A 21,178-nucleotide genomic window follows, 5' to 3' on the forward strand; every position below is an offset into this window, starting at 1 on the left:
TGTAAGAGTTTATCAACAATCAAGCCTTTTTTCCTTTATTATAAATTGGTTTAATTATTGTTTAAACTCACTCACCAAAACATTAAAAATTAATATATGATCACAATTATTCCAGATGCTCCGGAGAACGTTGCCGCATTTAAAGCTTCGGGTGAAATTACCAAAACAGATTTTGAAAATATTGTAAATCCTGAAGTAAAAAGAAAGGTTGAAAAATTTGAAGAGCTTAATTATCTGATGCTGATAGATACTGAGCTTGACCAATTTACCGCAGGTGCTTGGTTTGAAGATGTAATGTTAGGCGTTAAAAATCTCGCAAAATGGAACCGTGCGGCCATCGTGACAGACAGCAAAGGCATTCAAAATTTCACAGACGCGTTCAGTGTTTTGATGCCCGGAGAATTTAAAGGATTTCCAAAAGACAACCTTTACAATGCTCTTTACTGGTGCCAAAACGGCAATGAAGTTGAAAAATAAAACTTTAAAAGTTAGTAACAAAAATCTCCGTTATGCAATAGCAAAACGGAGATTTTATTTTAGTTAAATTATTATTAGAAAGAGAGTCTTATTCCAGAACTAAATTCTTGGCTTTCGCATTGCGGTAGAGATATAAATATCTGATACTGATCATTAAACCAATTCCCGTCATTCCTACTCCAACGAGTGAAGGATAGTTGTAAGGAAGTTTGTATTCTAAAGGAATTCCACCCAAAAATGCACCCATCGCATTGGCAATATTAAAAGCTGCCTGCATAAAAGCCGCCGCCATCATCTCACTTTTTGGTGCTGCCTTCATCATCATAATATTAATTGGTGCTGATACCGACATGGATAAAGCGCCACAAATAAAGGTCAAAATAAGTGAAATTATTCTGTGTTCAGACAGGAAAAACACCGAGAGTAATGCAACCATCATTAAAGTTAAAAATAAAATACATGTTTTCTCAGGACTCATCTTATCTGAAATATATCCTCCAATGAGATTTCCCACCACCATTCCGGCTCCTGCAAGGATCATGACGTAAGCCATTTGGTCTGTTTTAATTCCTGAAACCACGGTCATTAATGGTGTAATGTAACTGAACCATGTAAAAAGTCCTCCAAAACCGATTGCAGTGATCATTAACACAAGCCATGCCTGTTTCGTTTTTAAAAATTTAATTTCATCTTTGAAATGCGCATCTTCATTACTTTCCATCTCAGGTAGCCAAAGTTTGATAAACAACAAAGCTAAAATTCCTATCAAAGCAACAATGGCAAAATAATACCGCCAGTGGAATACATGTCCAATATAAGTTACAAGCGGGACCATCGCTAAATTAGCAACTGTAAGACCCGTAAACATCAATGAAATATAGAATGCTTCTTTACCCTTTCCACCCATTCTTGATGCGACAACAGTTCCCACTCCGAAAAATGCACCGTGAGGAAGTCCTGATAAAAATCTCATCCCCATCATCGAACCGTAATCCGGCATTAGCGCAGATAAACCATTGAAAATCGTAAACAAAATCATTAAAGCCAATAACACTTTTTTGGGAGGAAACTTTACAGAGTATCCAATCAAAATCGGTGCGCCGATAACGACTCCGAACGCATAAGCTGAAATTAAATGTCCCGCCTCGGGAATACTGATTGCTAAAGACTTTGCGAGATCCGGAAGAAGACCCATGATGGTAAATTCTGTTGTTCCAATTCCCAATCCGCCGATTGCTAAAGGTAAAATTCTTTTATCTAATGCCATGATTTATTTAAAATGATTGTAATTGCCTACTTATGAAGCAATGAAAGTTTTGAAACCGCAAAAATCTGTAAAATTTATTAGAATTTTGATTTCAGATGATTTAAATTTTGAGTGGAAGTAATAATTTTTATTAATGGCTGTTTCAAATTTAAACTGGAATCCGTTCCATATATAAACCTAACCGTGATTTAAGCAAATTGAAAATTGTCACTTACTTTAATCTCTTCTCAGAACAAAAGCCTTTGAAACAGATAATTCTCCTAAATTAAAATCTGCGTCAAAAGAAAACTGCCTCAAAAAATGAAGCAGTTTGTATTTTTAGTGAATATGTTTTTCGGCGTGGTAAGAACTCCTTACGAGTGGCGAACTTTCTACGTGTCTGAAGCCTAAACTTCTTGCAAAATCTCCGAACTCATCAAATTCTTCAGGTGTGATGAATTTTTTCACAGGTAAATGTTTTTTCGTCGGCTGAAGATACTGTCCCATTGTAATCACGTCCACATTTGCATTTCTGATGTCTTCGATCGTTTGAAAAACTTCGTCTCTGGTTTCGCCCAAACCAAGCATTACACCTGTTTTAGTCCGGTTTTGTCCGGCCTCTTTCAGATATCTCAAAACCTCAAGGCTTCGCTCATATTTCGCCTGAATTCTCACTTCTCTGGTCAGACGTTTTACAGTTTCCATGTTGTGAGAGATCACTTCCGGAGCCACAGCAACTAAGCGGTCAAGATGCTTCGTCATCCCCTGAAAATCGGGAATTAATGTTTCCATGGTTGTTCCCGGAGAAATTCTTCTTACAGCATTTACTGTTTCACCCCAAAGGATGGAGCCCATATCTTTCAAATCGTCACGGTCTACAGAAGTAAGAACCGCGTGTTTGATTTTCATTAATTTGATTGACCGCGCTACTTTTTCCGGTTCGTCCCAGTTCACATCCAAAGGCTTTCCGGTTTTCACACCACAGAATCCACAGCTTCTTGTACAGATATTTCCAAGAATCATAAAGGTTGCAGTACCTTCACCCCAGCACTCACCCATGTTTGGGCAGCTTCCGCTTTGGCAAATGGTGTTGAGCTTATATTTATCTACCAAAGTACGGAGTTCGCGGTAATTTTTCCCTGTAGGAAGTTTTACCCTTATCCATTTCGGTTTCTGAACGGTTGTATCCTGAACTAAATTCTCCATCAGCTTCTTAAATTGGCCTCAAAGTTACGTAATTTTTAAATGAAACCATCAACGATCAACATTGACAAAATGCATAAAAAAAGGTCCGCATTTCTGCAGACCTGATATTGTAATTTTTCAGATTTAGTCTAAAGGCTTCCGACCTGAAATAATGTTATATAAAATAACAATAATTGCGATTACCAGTAAAACGTGAATCAGATTTCCTAATCCCATTCCACCTCCAACACCTGCTAAACCAAGTACCCAGACAATGATGCAGATTACTGCTACTAACCATAATAAGCTTCTCATAATAAAATTTTTTAGTGTTATGAAAACTTATATACACAATCTGTGCCTTTTGGAATAAAATACTGTTTAATGTTAAAAAAAAATTAAAGATCTCCTCCGTGATTGTCTAACTGACCTTCCCATTTGGAAACTGCGGATGTTGCCAAAGCATTACCTAAAACATTGGTCATACTTCTTGCCATATCGCAGAAATGGTCGATTGGAAGAATCAATGCTATTCCCGCTGCAGGAATATCAAACATGGTACATGTTGCTACGATGATCACCAAAGAAGCTCGCGGAACTCCGGCAATACCTTTTGAAGTAAGCATTAAAACCAAAAGCATGGTAATCTGCTGTCCTAAAGTCATATCAACACCGTAAAACTGAGCAATAAATATTGAGGCGAAAGTCATGTACATCATGCTTCCATCAAGATTGAATGAATATCCCAATGGTAGAATAAACGAAACGACTCTGTTATTACAGCCAAATCTTTCAAGCTCTTCAACCAGCTTTGGGAAAACCGCTTCTGAACTTGTTGTGGAAAACGCGATTAACAAAGGAGATTTTATTCTTCTTAATAATTCGAAAAGTCTTTTTCCTAAAATTAAATATCCTACCAATAGAAGTACTACCCATAAAACAGCAATCGCAAAGAAGAAGTCTCTCAGATAGACAGCATAGACTTTAAAAATTTCAAAACCATTGGTTGCTACAACCGCAGCGATGGCTCCGAATACACCTAATGGTGCAAACCACATGATGTATCCAACCATTTTTAAAATCGCGTGTGCAATAACATCAAAAAGCTTAACTACTGGCTGAGAATACTCATCACCCATATTCGCCAAAGCCACTCCAAACATAATCGAAAAGACTACAATCTGCAGAACTTCATTGGTTGCAAAAGCTTCAAATAAACTTTTAGGAATAATGTGCTTCACAAAATCTTCCAATGAAAAACCTTTGCTCGTTTTCACAAGTTCGTCTGCTCCTGAAAGTTCCTGATTCGGGAATTGTATAGCGTGACCAGGCTCGAGCCAGTTGACCAAAACCAAACCTATAAATAAAGACACCAATGATGCAGAAATGAACCAGAGCATTGCCTTGGTTCCTACCCTACCTATCATTTTGATATCGCTCATTTTTGCAATACCCACCACCAATGTCGTGAAAACCAGAGGAGCAATAATCATCTGAACCAGTCTGATAAAAACGGTTCCGAGGAGTTTTATATTTTTTGAGAAAGCAAGTGCACTGTCAGGATACTGCAGATGCACGATTCCGCCGAGAAGAACACCGAGAATCAGCGCGATGATAATGGCGAAAAAAAGTTTGTTTTGTCCTTTCATGTTGTAAAATCAAGTGGCACAAATATAATATTTTTAATCTACCAAAAAATTAAAGTTTAAGCACTGAAATACGTTCTGGAAACCAGCAATTTTCTGAAAATTCAGATAATTTTTAGAAAAAATTTTCGTGAATTTAATTTTCAAAAGAGAAATAATTATTACATTTACAATTAACAATTTAAAAAAATAAATTCACTTATGAAAAAAACAATCACAATGGCTGCTCTTGCAATTGCAGTTTCTTTTGCGTCTGTTTCTTGTAAAAAGAAAGTATCTGACGCTGATTTACAGACTCAGGCAACGACAGTGGTAACTTCTACTCCTACAGCTACCGTTGAAATCAAAGAAGGTGTAGCACATTTGAGCGGAACTTTCCCTGATCAGGCTTCAAAAGATGCAGCAATTACTCAGCTGAAAGCCATTAAAGGTGTAAAAGATGTGCACGATATGGCTAAAGTAGAAACTCCAGTTGCCAGCACACCGATTGAAAATGCTTCAATGGTAGATCCTGCTGTACAGCAAAAAGTAAAAGATGCTGTAAAAGATTTCCCATCTGTAAATGTAGAAGTTGTAAACAACGAACTTACGCTTACAGGTAATGTTTCTGCAGCACAGGCAAGAAAAATTAAAGAGTCTGTTGACGCTTTGAAAGTAGGAAAAGTAAACTTCAATTACACAGTAAAATAATTATAGATGAGCACATTAGAAGAAAAATATTCAGGAGTAGTATCTGCAGCACAGTCTGCCGGGATCTCGAATTTAAAAGTACAGGAGCAGGACGGTATTCTTTATGTATCAGGAGATGCAGCCAACACAGCTGCTAAAGATACAGTATGGAATGCTTTGGGAGCTATCGATGCTTCTTATTCTGCATCAGATATCAATATCGACGTGCAGGTTGCAGGTTTGGCTGCAGGAGCTGCATTAAGCGTAGCAACTGAAGAATCAAATCTGAACATCAGACAGGATCCTTCTACTGAAGCTGCCGTTGTAGGTAAAGCTGCGAAAGGTTCTTCTGTAACGCTTGTAGAGCAGACTTCTGACGACTGGTGGAAAGTAAAAACTACCGACGGAGTTGAAGGATATGCTTATGCAAGATATCTGAAGGCGTAATACTTCAATATTTATAGAAATATTAACACACAGGAACATCCCAGCAATGGGATGTTTTTCTATTTTTGCCCCCATCAAATAACTATTACTTTAAACATGAGGAAAATCTTATCCCTATTTTTTCTTTTAGGTTTATTTTTGGTGGCAAACGCACAGAAAATCAGCCTGGACGGAAAAGTAAAAGCTTCTGACCAGAAACCACTACCAAACGCTACCGTTTACCTGTTAAAATCAAAAGATTCTACGATCATCAATTACACCTCGAGCAACAGTGAAGGTAGATTTTCCCTGAAAACAGATCAAATAAATGAAAGCAGCATTCTGAAAGTGGAAGCCGACAAACACAGCGTCTTTTCAAAAATTTTTGATAAAATCGACAGCTCTGTAGATTTAGGAGAAATAACGCTTGAAGACAGCAGAATCACAGATATTGCAGAGGTAAACATCTCGGCTTCGCCGGTAAAAATTAAAAAAGATACCATTGAATTTAAAGCTTCAGCAATCAAGGTAAGACCTGACAGTAAAATTGAAGAACTTCTGAAAAATCTACCCGGCGTAGAAATCAGCAACGAAGGAAAAATTACTGTTAACGGAAAGGAAGCAGATCAGATTCTCATCAACGGCAAACCTTTTTTCGATAAAGACGGAAAAATTGCCCTGCAGAATTTACCTGCAGACATCATTAAAAGCATTCAGTTTACCACCACAAAAACCAAAGAAGAAGAACTCAACGGAACTGCAGCAAAATCAAACAACGCCACGATTAATTTCACGATTGACGAGAAGAAAAACAAAGGTTTGATCTCCAGACTTACGGCAGGATACGGTTCAGATGAGCGGTATGAAGGCAGCGGCCTGATCAGTTATTTTAAAAATGACACCAAAATCAGTTTGCTCGCATCATCCAACAACATCAATTCTCAGGGCTTCTCGAATGACGAAGTTTTCGACAGCATGGGACACGGCAGAAACTCATGGTTAATGCGTGGCGGAAGCGTTGTGACAAATGGAAACAGCACTTATTACACTCAGGGCGGAAATAACAACAAAGGAATTCAGAGATCCACCACCATCGGACTTAATTACAGTGATAAATTCGGAAAAAATGTTGACCTTGAAACTTTAAGCTTAATTCATACAGACAATGATCTAACTACCAGATCAAAAGCTTCCCGAACTACTCTTTTGCCGGATTTTACTTTAAAAACAAACTCTGAAAGCAACGGTAAAAATGAAAATACACAGTATGGAGTTGATCTTACTGCAAGAATTAAAATAGACTCGCTTACAAACATTTATTTTTCACCCAATTTCAACAGAACAGAGTCTAAATCTTTCAGCAATTCAAGTTCAAATACCCTGAGAGATAATCTTCTGCTCAACGAAAACACGAGCTACATCCGCAACGAAACTGAAAATAACAGTTTTGCACCGAATATTTATTATTCCAAAAAATTCAAGAAAAAAGGCCGTGTGGCTTATGCCAACATGAGTTCTACCATTTCAGAAAACATCAACAACAATCTGAATAATTCCCGCACAGTTTTCTACAATTCTCCGGATCCCGACGATATCAGAAATCAGCTTGCCAAAACAAAAAATCAAATCAACAGATATGATTTCAGAACCGGATATACCGAACCGCTTTCCGATTCAGCTACGGTGAGTCTGAATTTTAACTATAATACATCTGCCTTCAACAACAGAAGAAATGTAAATGATTTTGATGTCGCAAATAATGGCTATTCCAATCTTAACAGCGCGCTTTCATACGAAATGAATCAGGACATCAACAGAATTTCACCTGAAATAGGTTTTCAGATGAACAAGAAAAAAATTAATATCTGGTCATCAGCAGAATTTCAGTTTACAAAAATGGGCGTAAATTCATTTTATCAGGGACAAAACTTCCGTTTAGACAGAGATTATGTACTTCCTGCGTTCAACCTCAGTGCAACCTATAATTTTTCAGATAACAAAAGGTTAAGCATTTACAATTACGCCCACTTCGACATTCCTTCAGCCGAAAGACTGACGCCGTACGAAGACAGAATCAACCCTCTGATCTCTTATATTGGTAATTCAAACCTGAAAAACACGTGGACCAACAGCCTTTTCATCAATCTAAACAATTTCAATATGGTGAAAAATATCAATTACTATTTAAATGTTGGTTTTACCTATAGAAATAATGACATTGTTAACTATTCTTACTTCGACGAATCCGGGAAGCAGTTTATAACCTATGCCAACCTCAGCGGAAACAAAAACATCAACGCCGGCGCAGGCTTTACCAAAACCTTCAAGTGGAAAGATAACAAGCTGAGCATTAACCCGAGAATGAACATAAATTATTCTTACAATCAGGGCTTTATCAATACACAGCAGTTTGTGAGTAATGTATATTCGTTAAATCCAGGAATGAACGTTACGTATGAAATCAAAGATAAAATCACAATAAAACCGTCTTACAGCCTGAGTTATAACTTCAGCAACTACGAAAACTACAGTATTGATCTAGTAAAAACCAGCAATCAGATTCTGAAAATGGAACTGACCAATTACGTCTTCAAAAGTAAACTCGTTATCGGCAATGACTTTGAATACAACACTACATCCAATATCGCTCCCGGTTTCAAAAGAGATTTCTATTTCTGGAATACCAGCGTTGGGTATTCTTTCTTCAACAAACAGCTGACGGCGAAAGTGAAAGTCTACGATATTTTAAATCAAAACCAAAGCGTCCGAAGAACCATTACCAATGCTTACTTTGAAGACCGTGAAGATTTAATTTTAAAGCGTTATGTGATGTTTTCACTCACCATGAAACTCAATAAATTTGCAGGAAAAAAAGTGAAGGAGAGTTAATAAATTTTTATCATCCTGAGCTTACAGAAGGATTAAAAAAGAAGTAGCCGGGGAACGTTCTCCGGTTATTTTATTTCTCATAATTAATAAGTTATCGTTTTAAAGCCCGACTAAGAGTTACCGAAAAGTCTTCGTCAGGCTCAGACTGACAACTCTAAAACTAATCGTGAGAGGCAGACATGTCAGGTTGAGCTTGTCAAAATCTTGCGCATCTCAGATTGCTTTCTCCAAGAATTGGGACAGGCAGTTCCTCGCCTACTTAATTGTGCAGTTACATAAATACTTAACACCTGTCAATTTAAAATCTTCTCCTTATAAAATTTAAACTGATCCATCTCCACAGCCGGCGGATAAGTATTCTTTATATTTATCTGAAACTCCGCAGTCATCTTATTGAGATCCTGCACTCTCACATCTTTATCATCAATATTCAGTTCAACGCCGTTTCCCAACTGGTTTCTCTGTTTCTGAAAAGGATTCTCCAAAAAGTCACCCATCAGTTTATCGTATTTTTCCACTGTGATTTCCTGAGCTTTATTAAAATCGAAACTGAGTTTTTTGGTATCATTTTTAAACTTTTCAATCCCGATCATTTGGTAGAAAAATATATTTTCGCTGTCACTCAGTTCGAAGATCAGTCCCGGCAAATCTCTGAATTTATATGGACCTTCCATCATCAAAATTTCCGGACAAAACCACGCTGTCCATTTTCTTTCTCCGAAATTTGCAGTTGCTTTCTGAACTTTATACTGGTCTATCTGCTTAAACTCCTCCTCCACTTTCCAGCTGATTTTATCATCAGATTTAATTTTAAAAGGTAGATTTTCGTGGCTGTAAACAATCTGAATATTTTCGTTTCCCGCCTGCTGATGTACGAGAAACTGATTTGATTTTGAAGGATATTTACTATTTTCCAAAAGCTTTTCATCATAAAAATAACTTTTCCCGCCCTCTACATCAAGATTCATGTTGTATTTCCTTTCGCTTTTGTCCGGATGTATAATTTTCAGATTGTAATTGACTCTGGTTTGAGCCATGAAAATTGTTGCCAGAAATAAAGCCGTGACCAGTGTGATTTTTCCCATTGATGAGTATTAAAATTCGGAGTAAATATAGGGATTTGACCTATATTTTTTTTAAAAAATAGTACACATGTTTTTATCAAAATTTTAAATCAGTAAGTTTCGGCTAAAGCCAAATACCCGTCAGCATGAATAAGCCGGGCTAAAGCCCGACCCTATTGAATATTGATGTGTCGTATAATTCTAACCAAAACCACGAAATGGGTTCAATATTAATAGCCGTGGATAAAATCAAGGAACGAAATTCGGTGAAGTCAAGTCCATGGAACAAATCAACACCAGTCATCAGAACCATGAAATGATTCAAAACAATTGCCGTGGGTTCAACCCATGGGAAAAAAAAACCCAATCAGAACTACGAAGTGGTTCAACAATAATAGCCGTGGGTGCAACCCATGGAAAAAAGAATACCACGCAACCAGAACCACGGAGTGGTTCAACTACATCACAAAAAAAACGGTCCCGAAAGACCGCTTTACAATTATTGTGGTTGATCATCATTTCCCCTTCCCGGCAATGTAGAATTTTTTGCCGCTTTTACAAATTCATATACTTCTGCATAAACTTCCTTCCAATCCGTCACATTTTTCATTGCGGTAAGAAGATTCAGGAAAGCCTTGAGGGTTTGCTCCAAATCTCTGCGGATGGACGATGCGCTTGCCATTTGTCGCAAACCGGCATTGGCATTGGCCTGTTCGCCAAAAATCATTTCAAAATTCTGATGCTTTGCTTTCATGTCTGTAAAAGCCGTAGACACGGAAAGTAACGCCAATTTCTGCGAATTTTCAGGAAGCTCCAGAGCCTCGATCAGTTTTTTCATCTGAGCCGTCTGCGAAGAATAGCTCATGCGATCTAGGTCAAGGCCATACTCCACAAACACCTGATACAGATCTTCCGCCAGCTGAAAATTAGGCACCGAACTGAGCTGTCGGTAACCGTCAAGAAAAGCTTTAAGACTACTGAAGGCCCTGTCTCTTTCCCCATCTGCCATGGCGACATCTTTACCCTTCCCGCTAAAAGTCTGTTTCGTGTACACTGCATCATAATCAGTATATTTTGCGGCGAGTTCGGTTACCAAAGGATGATTGTTGAGGATAGCATATTTGCCGGAATTAGAAACTTCAAGGGTTCGTTGTGTGAGAGTCGCCAAATCTTTGGTGCTCAATCTCTGTAATGAAATTTTCACACGTCAAATGTGTTTTTGTTATTAATAATTTAAAAATTAACCGATTCAAATATAAAATAAATTGTATTTAAATACAAACACAATTGTTTGATTTAAATGTAAACTTACAGAAAGAACAAACACCGTTGTTTTAATTAAATGTAAATTGATTTTGAATACAAACAGGGGTGTTTGGTTTTAATGTAAAGCTACGGAGAGGACAAACAGGGGTGTTTTGATTAAATGTAAAGATGCAGAAAGAGAAAATTAGACTATATTTCTTTTATTTTTTTTCTCTAATGATGGAAACCGTAAAAATCATTTGAGGAGTAATTGTATATTTGAAGTAAACAAAAGCGGTTCTTCGCAAAAAAGTATGGATAATTTTAAAAATAACTTAACTACTATATTAGATAACATCTCCAATATTTATACAGTTGCCAACGAATCATATCTGTTCTCGAAATATTTTAATAGTGGGAAAAATGATTCTGAAATTAGAATTATAGAAAGTCCATCGATTAGATTTCTAAAACATTCAATGTGGAGAATCTGTATTATTGAGTTAGATAAAGTATTTAAAAAATCTGATAATCACCATTTTTCATTTTATGAAATAACAAACATTGTAAAACAAGCAAATTTAAAAACTTACCATACAAATCTTGACAATAATAGCTTATTTTTAAAATGGGTAAAAGACCTGTCAAAAGCAAAATCAACAGTTACCGAAATAAATAAATTGAGAAACAAGCTTTATGCTCATACTGATAGAAATAAAACTGCTTTAATTGAAGAAATTAATTTAGATTATAGTAAAATCGAAGAGCTTTTAGAAATTTGCTTATTATTGATAAAGGAGATGAACTTAATACTTTTAGATAGGGCTTATCTCGAAAACAGAATATATTTTAGAAATCCAAAAATAGTCGAGAGTTTAGCAAACCACAGTGCCACAACAAGAAAGCAGTTGAAAAATTGATAGGTAGTAACGGGAAAACTCAAAATAATTAGGAATTTGCAAGCAAAAAGTTTAGTAGTCTAAACCTAAATAAAAAAAATATATGGAACTAATAGCAAAAGGAACAAATGGAACTTTATTAGTAAAAGAAAACACTATTGAATTACAAAGATCAGGATGGAACGCTAAGTTATTAGGCTTAAGTGGCAACAAAGAAATTCTAATCAAGAATATTTCATCGATTCAATTCAAAAAACCGGGATTGTTAACAAATGGCTTTATTCAGTTTGCATTCTCGGGCTCTAACGAAAGTAAAGGTGGTGTGCTTGACGCCACCAAGGATGAGAATAGCATTGTTTTCACTAAAGCTCAATATCAAAATTTTGAAAAACTGAGGAACATTATTAATGAAAGGAGAAATAATGTATCTCAAGAATTCCCTTCGTCAAATCAAAGTGATGATGTCTATTTACAGATTGAAAAACTTTCCGATTTAAAAAACAAAGGTATAGTTACTGAGGACGAATTTAATGCTAAAAAACGCCAACTTTTAGGACTTTAAACAATCCCAGTCTTCAAAAGCCGACACAAGCTTAACGCTTGCGCCAGCAGAATAAAAAAACTACGTTTGTCATGCTGTAAGCATCTCAACAATATTATATAGATTCTTTCAGAATGACAAAGCTAGTTTGATACAAGCAAAACCTTGTCAAGGTTAAAACTCATGAAGATAACCTTGACAAGGTTCATCAAACACAACAAAAGACCAAGGCAGTTCCCGGTCTTCTTGTTTATACTAACATTGTCTTATTCTTTACTCCAAAACTTATCTGTGAGGTAAAAAACAGTATCAATAAAATAAAGCAGATTATTTTGGGTAAGTACATTTTCATCATGTAAATCTTCAAGAATCACTCCCAAATCGTGATTAATGTAATCATTGTTGCGGTTGTTTTCAAAACCATTTGACTGCAAGAAAGTTTTCACTTTAGACAAATCAGTTGGCGCGTCACTTTTCACATAGTTTTGACTGACTACAGCAAATAATGTTTCATTATCAACTGTAAATCCAATCAACTCGTAAGCAGTATCTGGAAAGAAAAAATTGTGAAGTAACAGATTATGAAAATACTCTGTCCAACAACTGTAATAAATAGAATCATTAAGTTTGATAACAGTTTCGCTGTCCTTAAGATAAACTTTTTGTTCAGCTCCCTCACTTACATATTGAGAAAAATCTATGTTATTTATCCACAGATTATTTTCATCAATATACTTTTTCAGTTTCTCTGCTTCTTCCCTTTTGAAATGCTTTTCGTTTTCAATACCTGCGCCTGTTTTCTTGCCATTGCCAAGGTGGTGGGCGACTGCTTGGATAGCTGCTCCAAACCTAACTTCGCTCTTTCCTGAAAGGATATTGTGTAATTCATAATGTAAACCGTTTAGCATTTACAAATTTAGTTAAATATTTTATATCTGTCATTTTCAAAGAATTGAACGCTTATCGGGATGTACGTATTTTATCTTTAAATTAGCAGCAAATTTCAACTATGAACATCCGATATTCATTTTTTCTGATTCTGCTTTTTATTCTTGGGAATGCGCAGACTCAGCAGGCAGACAGTTTTGTGAAAGAGAATTTTACCAAGCAGGAATTTTATATTCCAATGCGGGACGGGACAAAGCTTTTTACTTCGGTGTATATCCCGAAAGATATTGCGAAAAATAAAAAATATCCTTTCCTGATGCAGCGTACCTGCTACAGCATCGCTCCATACGGGGAAAATGAGTACAGACGAAGCCTCGGACCCAACAAATATCTGATGAATGACAAATATATTTTCGTTTATCAGGATGTCCGCGGAAGATATATGAGTGAAGGTACTTTCACAAACATGACGCCGCAGGTGGAGAGAAAATCGAAAAAAGATGTCGACGAAAGCACAGATACCTACGACACCATCGAATACCTAATCAAAAATATTAAAAACAACAACGGAAAAGTCGGACAATACGGAACTTCCTATCCCGGATTCTACACGGCAGTTGGCGTTCTTGCGCAACATCCGGCACTGGTCGCTTCTTCACCACAAGCACCGATTTCCGATTTCTGGAATGATGATTTTCTTCACAACGGCAGATTTATGATGGGTTATTTCAGAACGTTTCCTGTGTTTGGAGTACAGAAAACAAAGCCCGAAAATAAAGCATGGTACACGGATTCTATGGTTAAAACGACCTCAGAAGATGGTTTAAAATTTTACCGTGACATGGGAACTTTGAAGGATGGATACGAGAAATATTATAAAAACAATTTCTTCATGACCGAAATTATGGAACACACCAACTACGATGAATTCTGGCAGAAAAGAAATCTCCTCCCCCATCTTAAAAATGTGAATCATGCGGTGATGACCGTTGGCGGTTGGTTTGATGCTGAGGATCTTTCCGGACCGTTGAATATTTACAAAACGATTGAAAAAACAAGTCCAAAAGCTAAAAATACGATCGTGATGGGACCATTTTCTCATGGTGGCTGGGGAAGAGAAGATGGAAAACATTTTCACAATCAGATCTATTTCGGAGACAGCATTGCAACCTACTATCAGAAAAATCTGGAAACTAAATTTTTCAGTCATTATCTGAAAGGCGACAGCAAAAAAGATGCAGGTTTGCCGGAAGCGATGATGTATGATACAGGATCAAAGGAATGGAAGGAATTTGCAGAATATCCTCCGAAGAATACACAGAAAATTAATTTTTATCTGGCTGACAAATCTTTAAAAAACACTGCCGGGCAAGGTTCTTCAGAATATTTCAGTGATCCAAACAATCCGGTTTTAAGTTCAGACAACCTGAAAGATTTCAACGGATTTACGCCAAGAAATTACATGTCGGAAGACCAGAGATTTGCTGTAGGAAGACCTGATGTTTTAACCTTCACGACAGATGTTCTGACCGAAGACCTGACTTTTGCAGGAGAAATTTCAGCTAAATTAAATATAGCTTCAACTTCTACAGATGCTGATTTTGCAGTAAAACTTATTGATGTTTATCCTGAAGACTTTAAGCCTGAACAGAAAAAAGAAGGTGTGATCTATGGAAATTACCATCAGATGGTGAGAAGTGAGATTATGCCTGCCAGATTCAGGAATTCAAGGGAAAAAGCGGAAGCATTGCAGCCGGATCAAAAGACTGCAGTGAATTTTAAATTGCAGGATGTAGTCCACACTTTTAAGAAAGGGCATAAAATTCAAATACAGATTTCTTCAACGTGGTTTCCGCTGTTTGCTGTAAATCCGCAGAAGTTTATGGAGAATCCTAATTTTGCAACGAAGGAAGATTATACCAAAGCGTTTATAAAGGTATTTGGAGATTCTGCAATTGAGGTGCAGGTGTTGAAATAATCTTTTTCTTTTGCCTTGATGCAAAAGAAACAAAAGATCAAGACTGGAAATTCCGGCTAAAAATTATTTTTTTTAAACGGCTCCATTTCCTAAGTCATTAAATGAAACGTTTTATTAAAAGGGCTGTTCAGTATCTGAACAGCCTTTTTTATATTGTATTGTAAAGCTAAGATTATTGATATGCGTAGTATCTCGCACCAAGTAAAACAGGATTTTCTGCCTCAACAGATTTCAAACCGAAACCTTCGTAGCTTGGATTTATTGAATGTACCAATTGTTTTCTGTGAAGTTTCTCGTACGTTTCAAAATTGATGGCCAATCTGTTTTTTAAAGTTTCAAAAAGATTCCATTTTGAAACGACATTTTTCCAGTTTGGGGAAACTTTTCCGGCAAAAACTTTAGATTTGGAACCACTTCCGTAGCCAAGGAAACCAATTTCATTTCCGGTTAAATCTTCATTTTCATTGAATGAAACCTGCAGTGCTGACAATAAAGCCATAAAGATCGAAGCGGTATACATATTCCCGATTTCAGATGAAGCACGTTGGGATTTTTCAATTTTATCATTAATGAATTTGATGTATTCATCAGATTTTGCAACCGCTTTCTGCTCGTCGGCATTACTGTACGGAAGTCCGTTTTCCAGACTGTAAATTTCAGTAAAAACCCTTTTCCCATGGAAAGCATAAGGCAGGTGGAAAATTAGATATTTCCAGTTTTCATACGGTTTATCCTTGCCCGTGATCTCTTTATAATGTTGGTAAGCTTCCCTGATTCTGTCCTGATAACATTGATTGGAATACTGTCCGTCAAAGACAGGTTCATCAGTGAAAATTTCTATTTTATCGGGGAAAGTTTCGGGTGCATTGCTGAGATTTTCTTTGTTGAAATTTCTTCTGGGTTTGAAAAAATCAAATACAGATTCTGTGGCTACACCCCAATTGTTTTCAATTTCAATGAGATCAGGTTTTGACGAAACCAAAAGTGCTACAGCACCGCCACCCTGCGTATATTCTCCTGAAGAAGCCAGTTCGTATTTGGCATAATCGCTTGCAATAACAACTGCTTTTTTCTCCGGATTTACCCTTACAAAATCGAGGGAATTGTGAAGCGCGTCCACTGCTCCGATGCAGGCGAAAGTCATGTCTACGACATCACAGTTTTTAAAACACCTTTCGCCAAACTCCTCTGTCAAGACAGTTTCCACCATCTGCGTGGCGTAGGATGCTGTTGGTTTTGCGGCATCCAGAGCACTTTCGGTTCCTAAATAAATTCTCGAAATTTCTTCTGGATTGATATTGTAATCTCTGACTAATTTTAATAATGCTTCAGCTGCAAATGTTGCTGCATCTTCATGCACATCGGGGAAACCCATTTTATGAAGTCCTAAACCCTTCTCCAGTTTTGCCGGTTCTATGCCTCTTTTTTCGGCTAAATCTTTAATTTCCAAATACAAAGAAGGCACATAATAGCTCGCCGCTTCAATTCCAAAACTCATAATTTTTTATATTTTGAACTAATTTATGAAAGATAATGCAAAAATGGTGGCTTATAAATACTGATATTTGTTAGATTATCAAAAATTATTATTGAGTTGGATGTATGATTATATTATTCCTACTTTCGAAAGACAAAAATTCCGAAATGAAAAAATATTTATTTTTGATTCTTCTACCGGGACTTTCATACAGTCAGGATCGAAAGCAAATTTCAGATTTTATCAATCAAATGTATGGCAACGGATACTATTTTTTGGAGAACAAATCAAAAGCCAGCCTAATCGAAGAGTTTGATGAGGATTGGGAAAATATTTTATCTGAAGACGAGAGAAAAAAATTTAATTCGCAGATGAAAATTCAGGACAAAAAATATGTTAACTGGCTTGATTTTGAACTTAAAAAAGCAATTATCTGTGAAAATGGGAAACCAATAGTGAACGAAACAAATATTCCTTTCGAAACTGTTTTGTTTATACCAAAAAGTTTAAATAAAAAAGAGCGACAAAAGATTACAGATGAATCCGGACAGAACAGATTTATCATTTATTCTAAAAAAAGCTGGAATGAATCAAGAAAAAAAGCTGCTTATTTATCTTTTCTTAATAATTTTCAGAAAAATTACAGAAGGAAAGATTTCAATGTCATAAGTTTTTCAAAACCAATTTTCTTCGATAACAAACATGTTTTGCTGAGTACTTTCTCAAAATTTCGCCGATCCGCTTGTCTGCTTAAAGAGACATCTGAAAGTAATTTTGAAGAAGTTGACTGTTTTATTACAAATGTTGATTAGGTTAGTATCAGAAAATGAAATACTATGCATAAAAAAGCCGGCTTCATCTGCCGGCTTCCTTATCTGATTTAATAATAAATTTTATTTAAAATCTTCAATTGCTTTGTTAATCGCATCGATCTGTTTGTTGATGCTTGCAGCGTTTTGAGGGTTTTGTTTTAAAACTTCCATTTTTTTGCTGAGACCGTCTTTCAGCATCTGGGAAATCATCATTTTTACCTGAGGATTGTTGCCCATCTGACCTTTTGCCTGACCTAAAATTTTGGTAATGCTTTCAGTAGCTTTCAGGTTATCAGAACTCATGATCCAGTTGTAGCCTTCCTCGGCATTTTTCCCCAATTCAGGATTCTGGAATTTGATGAAAGGATAAAAGGCCACTAACTGACCGAGATGATGCATCTGCGAAGTCACTTTATTTTTAACTATGATTGGAAGCATTTGAGTCAACACTTCTTCTGAAGCGCCTTCCAGATCGATCTTTTCAGCATACGAAGCCGCTTTTGAAGGATCAATTGCCAGAATTGCACCTACAGAATTCGCTTTTACAGCATTAGAAACTGCGCTCACTCCTTTTTCAAAAAGAGGAATGTATTTTTTGTCTTTCGTTTTTGCCAAAGCCGCAATCGCAGCTGCCTGAACCAAAGTTTTAGGATCGTTTGAAGCCAGCTTTTCAACTTCAGTTCCCATGGCCTTCATCTGCTCAGGATTTGAAAGATCAATCATTTCCAACGCTTTCATTCTTACTCTGAAGTAAGGATCTTTGATTGCTGCTGCCAATAATTTTGTAGCCGCAGGGTTTTTACCTACCTGATCTTTAATTCCTGTTAAAGCTGAATATCTGCTTTTAAATTCTTTTGAACCTGTGAATTGCAGAAGATTTTGCTCAGGTGTTTTAGTATCTGTAATGTCTGCTACTAAGATTCCGTCTGCATTCAGATTTACCAAATCCGGAGTTTTGGATGAATCAAAATTAAATGTATTTTTTGCTGTTGCTTTTACCCAAACCTGTTGTCTTTTGGGCTTACCATTGTCATAAACATCAATGGTTAAAGGAAATTCAAATGGCTGATCCTGAGACTGACTGATGGTAACAGAAACCTGCTTTTTTACAGGCTCGTAAGATGTTGTGTAAGAAATTTTCGGGTGACCGCTTCCAAAATACCACTGAATGAAGAACCAGTTTAAATCTCTACCTGAAACTTTTTCAAAAGATAATCTTAACTGATGTGCTTCGGCATTTTTGTACTCGTAAGTTTTCAGATAATCTGTGATTCCGGCAAAGAAAGCATCGTCGCCAAGATAATTTCTGAGCATGTGAAGAATTCCACCTCCCTTCTGATAGGTTACCAAATCGAAAACATCTTCTCTTGATTTATAATCAAATCTTACCAGATCTTTTTTGAAATCTCCCGGATTGTGAATGTACATATTGACATCGGTCATCTGGTGGTAATCTGCCTGATCTTTTCCGTATTTGTACTCGTTCCAAAGGTATTCTGAATAGTTGGCAAAAGACTCATTTACTGTAAGATTGCTCCAACTTTCTGCAGTAACCAAATCCCCGAACCAGTGATGAAAAAGCTCGTGAGCGATGGTGTCTTCCCAGCTGTTTTCGTCGATTAACTGTCCCGGTTTTTGAAGAACAGCACTTCCGTGAAGAGTTGCCGTCGTGTTTTCCATAGCGCCGCTTACATAATCTCTTCCCGAAATCTGTGCATATTTTGCCCAAGGGTAATCGTAGCCTAATTTTTTAGAGAAAAACTCCATCATTTCAGGTGTGTTTCCGTAGATCTGTTTTGCGTAAGGCTCGTATTCTTTTTCGATGTAATAGTCAACAGGAATATTTCTCCATTTGTCTTTTACGATGGCATATTCTCCAACTCCCATAAAGAAAAGGTAAGTAGAATGCGGTTTATCCATCACCCAATGATCAGTTCTCAAACCGTTTCCTGCTTTTTCAGAACCTTTCATAATTCCGTTGGAAAGGGTAACGTATTTATCAGGAACGGTCATGTAAATTTCCTGAGTTGTCTTTTGATTGGATTTATCGATAGTCGGGAACCATGCGGAAGAAGATTCGGTTTCACCCTGAGTCCAGATTTGGGTCGGTTTGTCGGCATCTTTACCCTGTGCGTTGATGAAATAAAGACCTTTTGCATCACTGATGGCTGCACTTCCTTCCTGCTTTACTTCGTTCGGGCGGGAGGTATATTTAATGTAAACCGTGTAATCCTGATTTTTCTGATAAGTTTTGTCTAAAGTAATTTTTAAAATATCATTTTTATAATCAAATTTCAGCGGAGATTTTTTTCCGTTCTGATCCAGAGCCACTTCATGAATGAGCATTGATTTTGCATCAAGCGTCAGCTCATTGGTTGCGTAAAAATAAGGAGATGCGGTAAGCCATTCTTCGCCGTTCATCTGCTCTTTCTGATAATCGAAACTGACTTTGAGTTTGGTATGTTTAAGTTCTGTAACTTTGGCATGTGTTGCTCTGTACACTTCCTGTCTTCCTGAGGTTTCGCTTTGTGCAAATGCATCTGCCGAAAATAAAATCCCTCCCAAAAGAGCGACTGATAGAATGGCTTTTTTCATTATATATCTAAAATTATTTCTTTGTTAAAATGGTAAAAATATCATTCACCAATGTTTCGTAATCTCCTTTTTTGAACTGTTCTTTTGTTTTTTCAAACGCTTTTTTCAGCTCGCTTTCAGGATTTTCTTCGTCGATAATTTCAACTGAAGATATTCCTTTAATCTGTGAAAGCAACATTTTTATGTTTTCTGCCTCCACATTTTGGTCTAAGGTGATTTTTATTGACTTCATGATTAATAAGTAGTATAATTCAATGTATAGTTACAAAAAAAGTGAAGTTTCTGACTCCACTTTTATATTTTATTTAATTCATTTTAAATCGCTACAGGTGCTTTGATTCCCGGATGCGGATCATAATTTTCTAAAGTAAAATCTTCGAAATTAAAATTAAAGATATCTTTAATCTCAGGATTTAATTTCATGGTAGGTAAAAGTCTAGTTTCTCTTGAAAGCTGTTTGTGAACCTGCTCAAAATGATTGTTATAGATATGAACATCCCCGAAAGAGTGTACGTAATCTCCCACTTCCAAACCACAAACCTGCGCCACCATCATCAAAAGCAAAGCATAACTTGCAATATTGAAAGGAACTCCCAAAAAAACATCTGCACTTCTCTGGTAAAGCTGTAAAGATAATTTTCCGTCAGCTACGTAGAACTGAAAAAGAGCGTGACAGGGTGCCAAAGCCATATTTGGAATTTCGGCAGCATTCCATGCAGAAACGATGAGTCTTCGCGAATCAGGATTTTTTTTGATCTGGTCGATTACGTCAGCAAACTGATCTACTACTTTTCCGTCTGCACCAGTCCAGCTTCTCCACTGCGCACCGTAAACAGGACCTAAATCACCATTTTCATCAGCCCACTCATTCCAGATAGAAACTCCGTTATCCGTAAGATATTTAATATTGGTATCACCTTTCAGAAACCACAGCAATTCATAAATAATAGATTTTAAATGAACCTTTTTCGTTGTAACCAAAGGAAATCCTCTTGACAGATCATAACGCAGCTGGTAGCCAAAAACACTTCGTGTTCCAGTTCCTGTTCTGTCGGTTTTATCGGTTCCGTTGTCTAAAATATGTTGAAGTAGATCGAGATAGTTTTGCATTTGCGGGGAATAATATTGGGCTCAAATTTAT

The 21,178-nt window shown here is 36.7% G+C and carries 19 protein-coding genes; 8 read left to right on the forward strand and 11 right to left on the reverse strand.

What is annotated here, in order from left to right; all coding sequences use genetic code 11:
* Positions 1–96: 96 nt before the first annotated feature.
* On the forward strand, positions 97–477 hold the full coding sequence (locus IC610_RS06890; RefSeq protein WP_191735806.1) for a SpoIIAA family protein: 381 nt from the start codon (positions 97–99) through the stop codon (positions 475–477).
* Between the two features lie 88 nt (positions 478–565).
* Here the strand turns inward: IC610_RS06890 and IC610_RS06895 are convergent, their stop codons facing one another.
* The 4 genes from IC610_RS06895 to IC610_RS06910 form a co-directional block, all read right to left on the reverse strand.
* On the reverse strand, positions 566–1,744 hold the full coding sequence (locus IC610_RS06895) for an MFS transporter (RefSeq protein WP_191735807.1): 1,179 nt from the start codon (positions 1,742–1,744) through the stop codon (positions 566–568).
* A 318-nt stretch (positions 1,745–2,062) separates the two neighbouring features.
* The gene (lipA, locus tag IC610_RS06900) at positions 2,063–2,929 is read right to left on the reverse strand and encodes a lipoyl synthase (protein ID WP_056081537.1); all 867 of its coding nucleotides are present in this window, start codon (positions 2,927–2,929) and stop codon (positions 2,063–2,065) included.
* A 123-nt stretch (positions 2,930–3,052) separates the two neighbouring features.
* Positions 3,053–3,223: a lmo0937 family membrane protein gene (locus IC610_RS06905; RefSeq protein ID WP_056032445.1), complete on the reverse strand. Its 171-nt coding sequence runs from the start codon at positions 3,221–3,223 to the stop codon at positions 3,053–3,055.
* Between the two features lie 83 nt (positions 3,224–3,306).
* Entirely contained in the window at positions 3,307–4,557 is a 1,251-nt protein-coding gene (locus tag IC610_RS06910) for a dicarboxylate/amino acid:cation symporter (RefSeq protein WP_191735808.1), read from the reverse strand.
* A gap of 198 nt (positions 4,558–4,755) precedes the next feature.
* Between IC610_RS06910 and IC610_RS06915 the strand changes: the two genes are divergently transcribed.
* The 3 genes from IC610_RS06915 (at position 4,756) to IC610_RS06925 (ending at position 8,538) form a co-directional block, all read left to right on the forward strand.
* Positions 4,756–5,244, forward strand: coding sequence for a BON domain-containing protein (locus IC610_RS06915; RefSeq protein ID WP_191735809.1), 489 nt, complete (start codon positions 4,756–4,758; stop codon positions 5,242–5,244).
* Positions 5,245–5,250: 6 nt separating this feature from the next.
* Positions 5,251–5,670, forward strand: coding sequence for an SH3 domain-containing protein (locus tag IC610_RS06920; RefSeq protein ID WP_191735810.1), 420 nt, complete (start codon positions 5,251–5,253; stop codon positions 5,668–5,670).
* Positions 5,671–5,766: 96 nt separating this feature from the next.
* Entirely contained in the window at positions 5,767–8,538 is a 2,772-nt protein-coding gene (locus tag IC610_RS06925) for a TonB-dependent receptor (protein WP_191735811.1), read from the forward strand.
* A 293-nt stretch (positions 8,539–8,831) separates the two neighbouring features.
* On the opposite strand, the gene IC610_RS06930 is transcribed toward IC610_RS06925, so the two are convergent.
* Together IC610_RS06930 and IC610_RS06935 are read right to left on the reverse strand one after the other, a co-directional pair.
* Positions 8,832–9,623, reverse strand: coding sequence for a GLPGLI family protein (locus IC610_RS06930; RefSeq protein ID WP_191735812.1), 792 nt, complete (start codon positions 9,621–9,623; stop codon positions 8,832–8,834).
* Between the two features lie 478 nt (positions 9,624–10,101).
* Entirely contained in the window at positions 10,102–10,806 is a 705-nt protein-coding gene (locus tag IC610_RS06935) for a DUF6261 family protein (protein ID WP_191735813.1), read from the reverse strand.
* Positions 10,807–11,161: 355 nt separating this feature from the next.
* Here IC610_RS06935 and IC610_RS06940 point away from each other — a divergent pair, with 355 nt between their 5' ends.
* Complete coding sequence (locus IC610_RS06940) at positions 11,162–11,767, forward strand: hypothetical protein (protein WP_191735814.1); 606 nt, start codon at positions 11,162–11,164, stop codon at positions 11,765–11,767.
* Positions 11,768–11,849: 82 nt separating this feature from the next.
* Positions 11,850–12,308: a DUF4429 domain-containing protein gene (locus IC610_RS06945; protein ID WP_191735815.1), complete on the forward strand. Its 459-nt coding sequence runs from the start codon at positions 11,850–11,852 to the stop codon at positions 12,306–12,308.
* Positions 12,309–12,553: 245 nt separating this feature from the next.
* Here the strand turns inward: IC610_RS06945 and IC610_RS06950 are convergent, their stop codons facing one another.
* Positions 12,554–13,195, reverse strand: a complete 642-nt coding sequence (locus IC610_RS06950; protein WP_191735816.1) for a putative polyvalent protein kinase domain-containing protein — start codon at positions 13,193–13,195, stop codon at positions 12,554–12,556.
* Between the two features lie 101 nt (positions 13,196–13,296).
* On the opposite strand from IC610_RS06950, the gene IC610_RS06955 reads away from it, so the two are divergent.
* Positions 13,297–15,153: a CocE/NonD family hydrolase gene (locus IC610_RS06955; RefSeq protein ID WP_191735817.1), complete on the forward strand. Its 1,857-nt coding sequence runs from the start codon at positions 13,297–13,299 to the stop codon at positions 15,151–15,153.
* A gap of 172 nt (positions 15,154–15,325) precedes the next feature.
* Here the strand turns inward: IC610_RS06955 and IC610_RS06960 are convergent, their stop codons facing one another.
* Positions 15,326–16,651, reverse strand: a complete 1,326-nt coding sequence (locus tag IC610_RS06960; protein WP_191735818.1) for a hydroxymethylglutaryl-CoA synthase family protein — start codon at positions 16,649–16,651, stop codon at positions 15,326–15,328.
* Positions 16,652–16,797: 146 nt separating this feature from the next.
* On the opposite strand from IC610_RS06960, the gene IC610_RS06965 reads away from it, so the two are divergent.
* Positions 16,798–17,442 (forward strand): hypothetical protein, encoded by a 645-nt coding sequence (locus IC610_RS06965; RefSeq protein ID WP_191735819.1) that lies wholly within the window; start codon positions 16,798–16,800, stop codon positions 17,440–17,442.
* 81 nt (positions 17,443–17,523) lie between these two features.
* Here the strand turns inward: IC610_RS06965 and IC610_RS06970 are convergent, their stop codons facing one another.
* The 3 genes from IC610_RS06970 to IC610_RS06980 all read right to left on the reverse strand — a co-directional run bounded on the left by IC610_RS06970 (position 17,524) and on the right by IC610_RS06980 (position 21,147).
* Positions 17,524–20,037, reverse strand: a complete 2,514-nt coding sequence (locus IC610_RS06970; RefSeq protein ID WP_191735820.1) for a M1 family metallopeptidase — start codon at positions 20,035–20,037, stop codon at positions 17,524–17,526.
* A 13-nt stretch (positions 20,038–20,050) separates the two neighbouring features.
* Positions 20,051–20,269 carry a hypothetical protein gene (locus tag IC610_RS06975; RefSeq protein ID WP_191735821.1) on the reverse strand — a complete coding sequence of 73 codons (219 nt, stop codon included), beginning with the start codon at positions 20,267–20,269 and terminating at the stop codon, positions 20,051–20,053.
* An 83-nt stretch (positions 20,270–20,352) separates the two neighbouring features.
* Positions 20,353–21,147 carry a thymidylate synthase gene (locus tag IC610_RS06980; RefSeq protein ID WP_191735822.1) on the reverse strand — a complete coding sequence of 265 codons (795 nt, stop codon included), beginning with the start codon at positions 21,145–21,147 and terminating at the stop codon, positions 20,353–20,355.
* Positions 21,148–21,178: the final 31 nt, after the last annotated feature.

Origin of the sequence: Chryseobacterium caseinilyticum (assembly GCF_014837145.1) — a bacterium.
Lineage (GTDB): Bacteria > Bacteroidota > Bacteroidia > Flavobacteriales > Weeksellaceae > Chryseobacterium > Chryseobacterium caseinilyticum.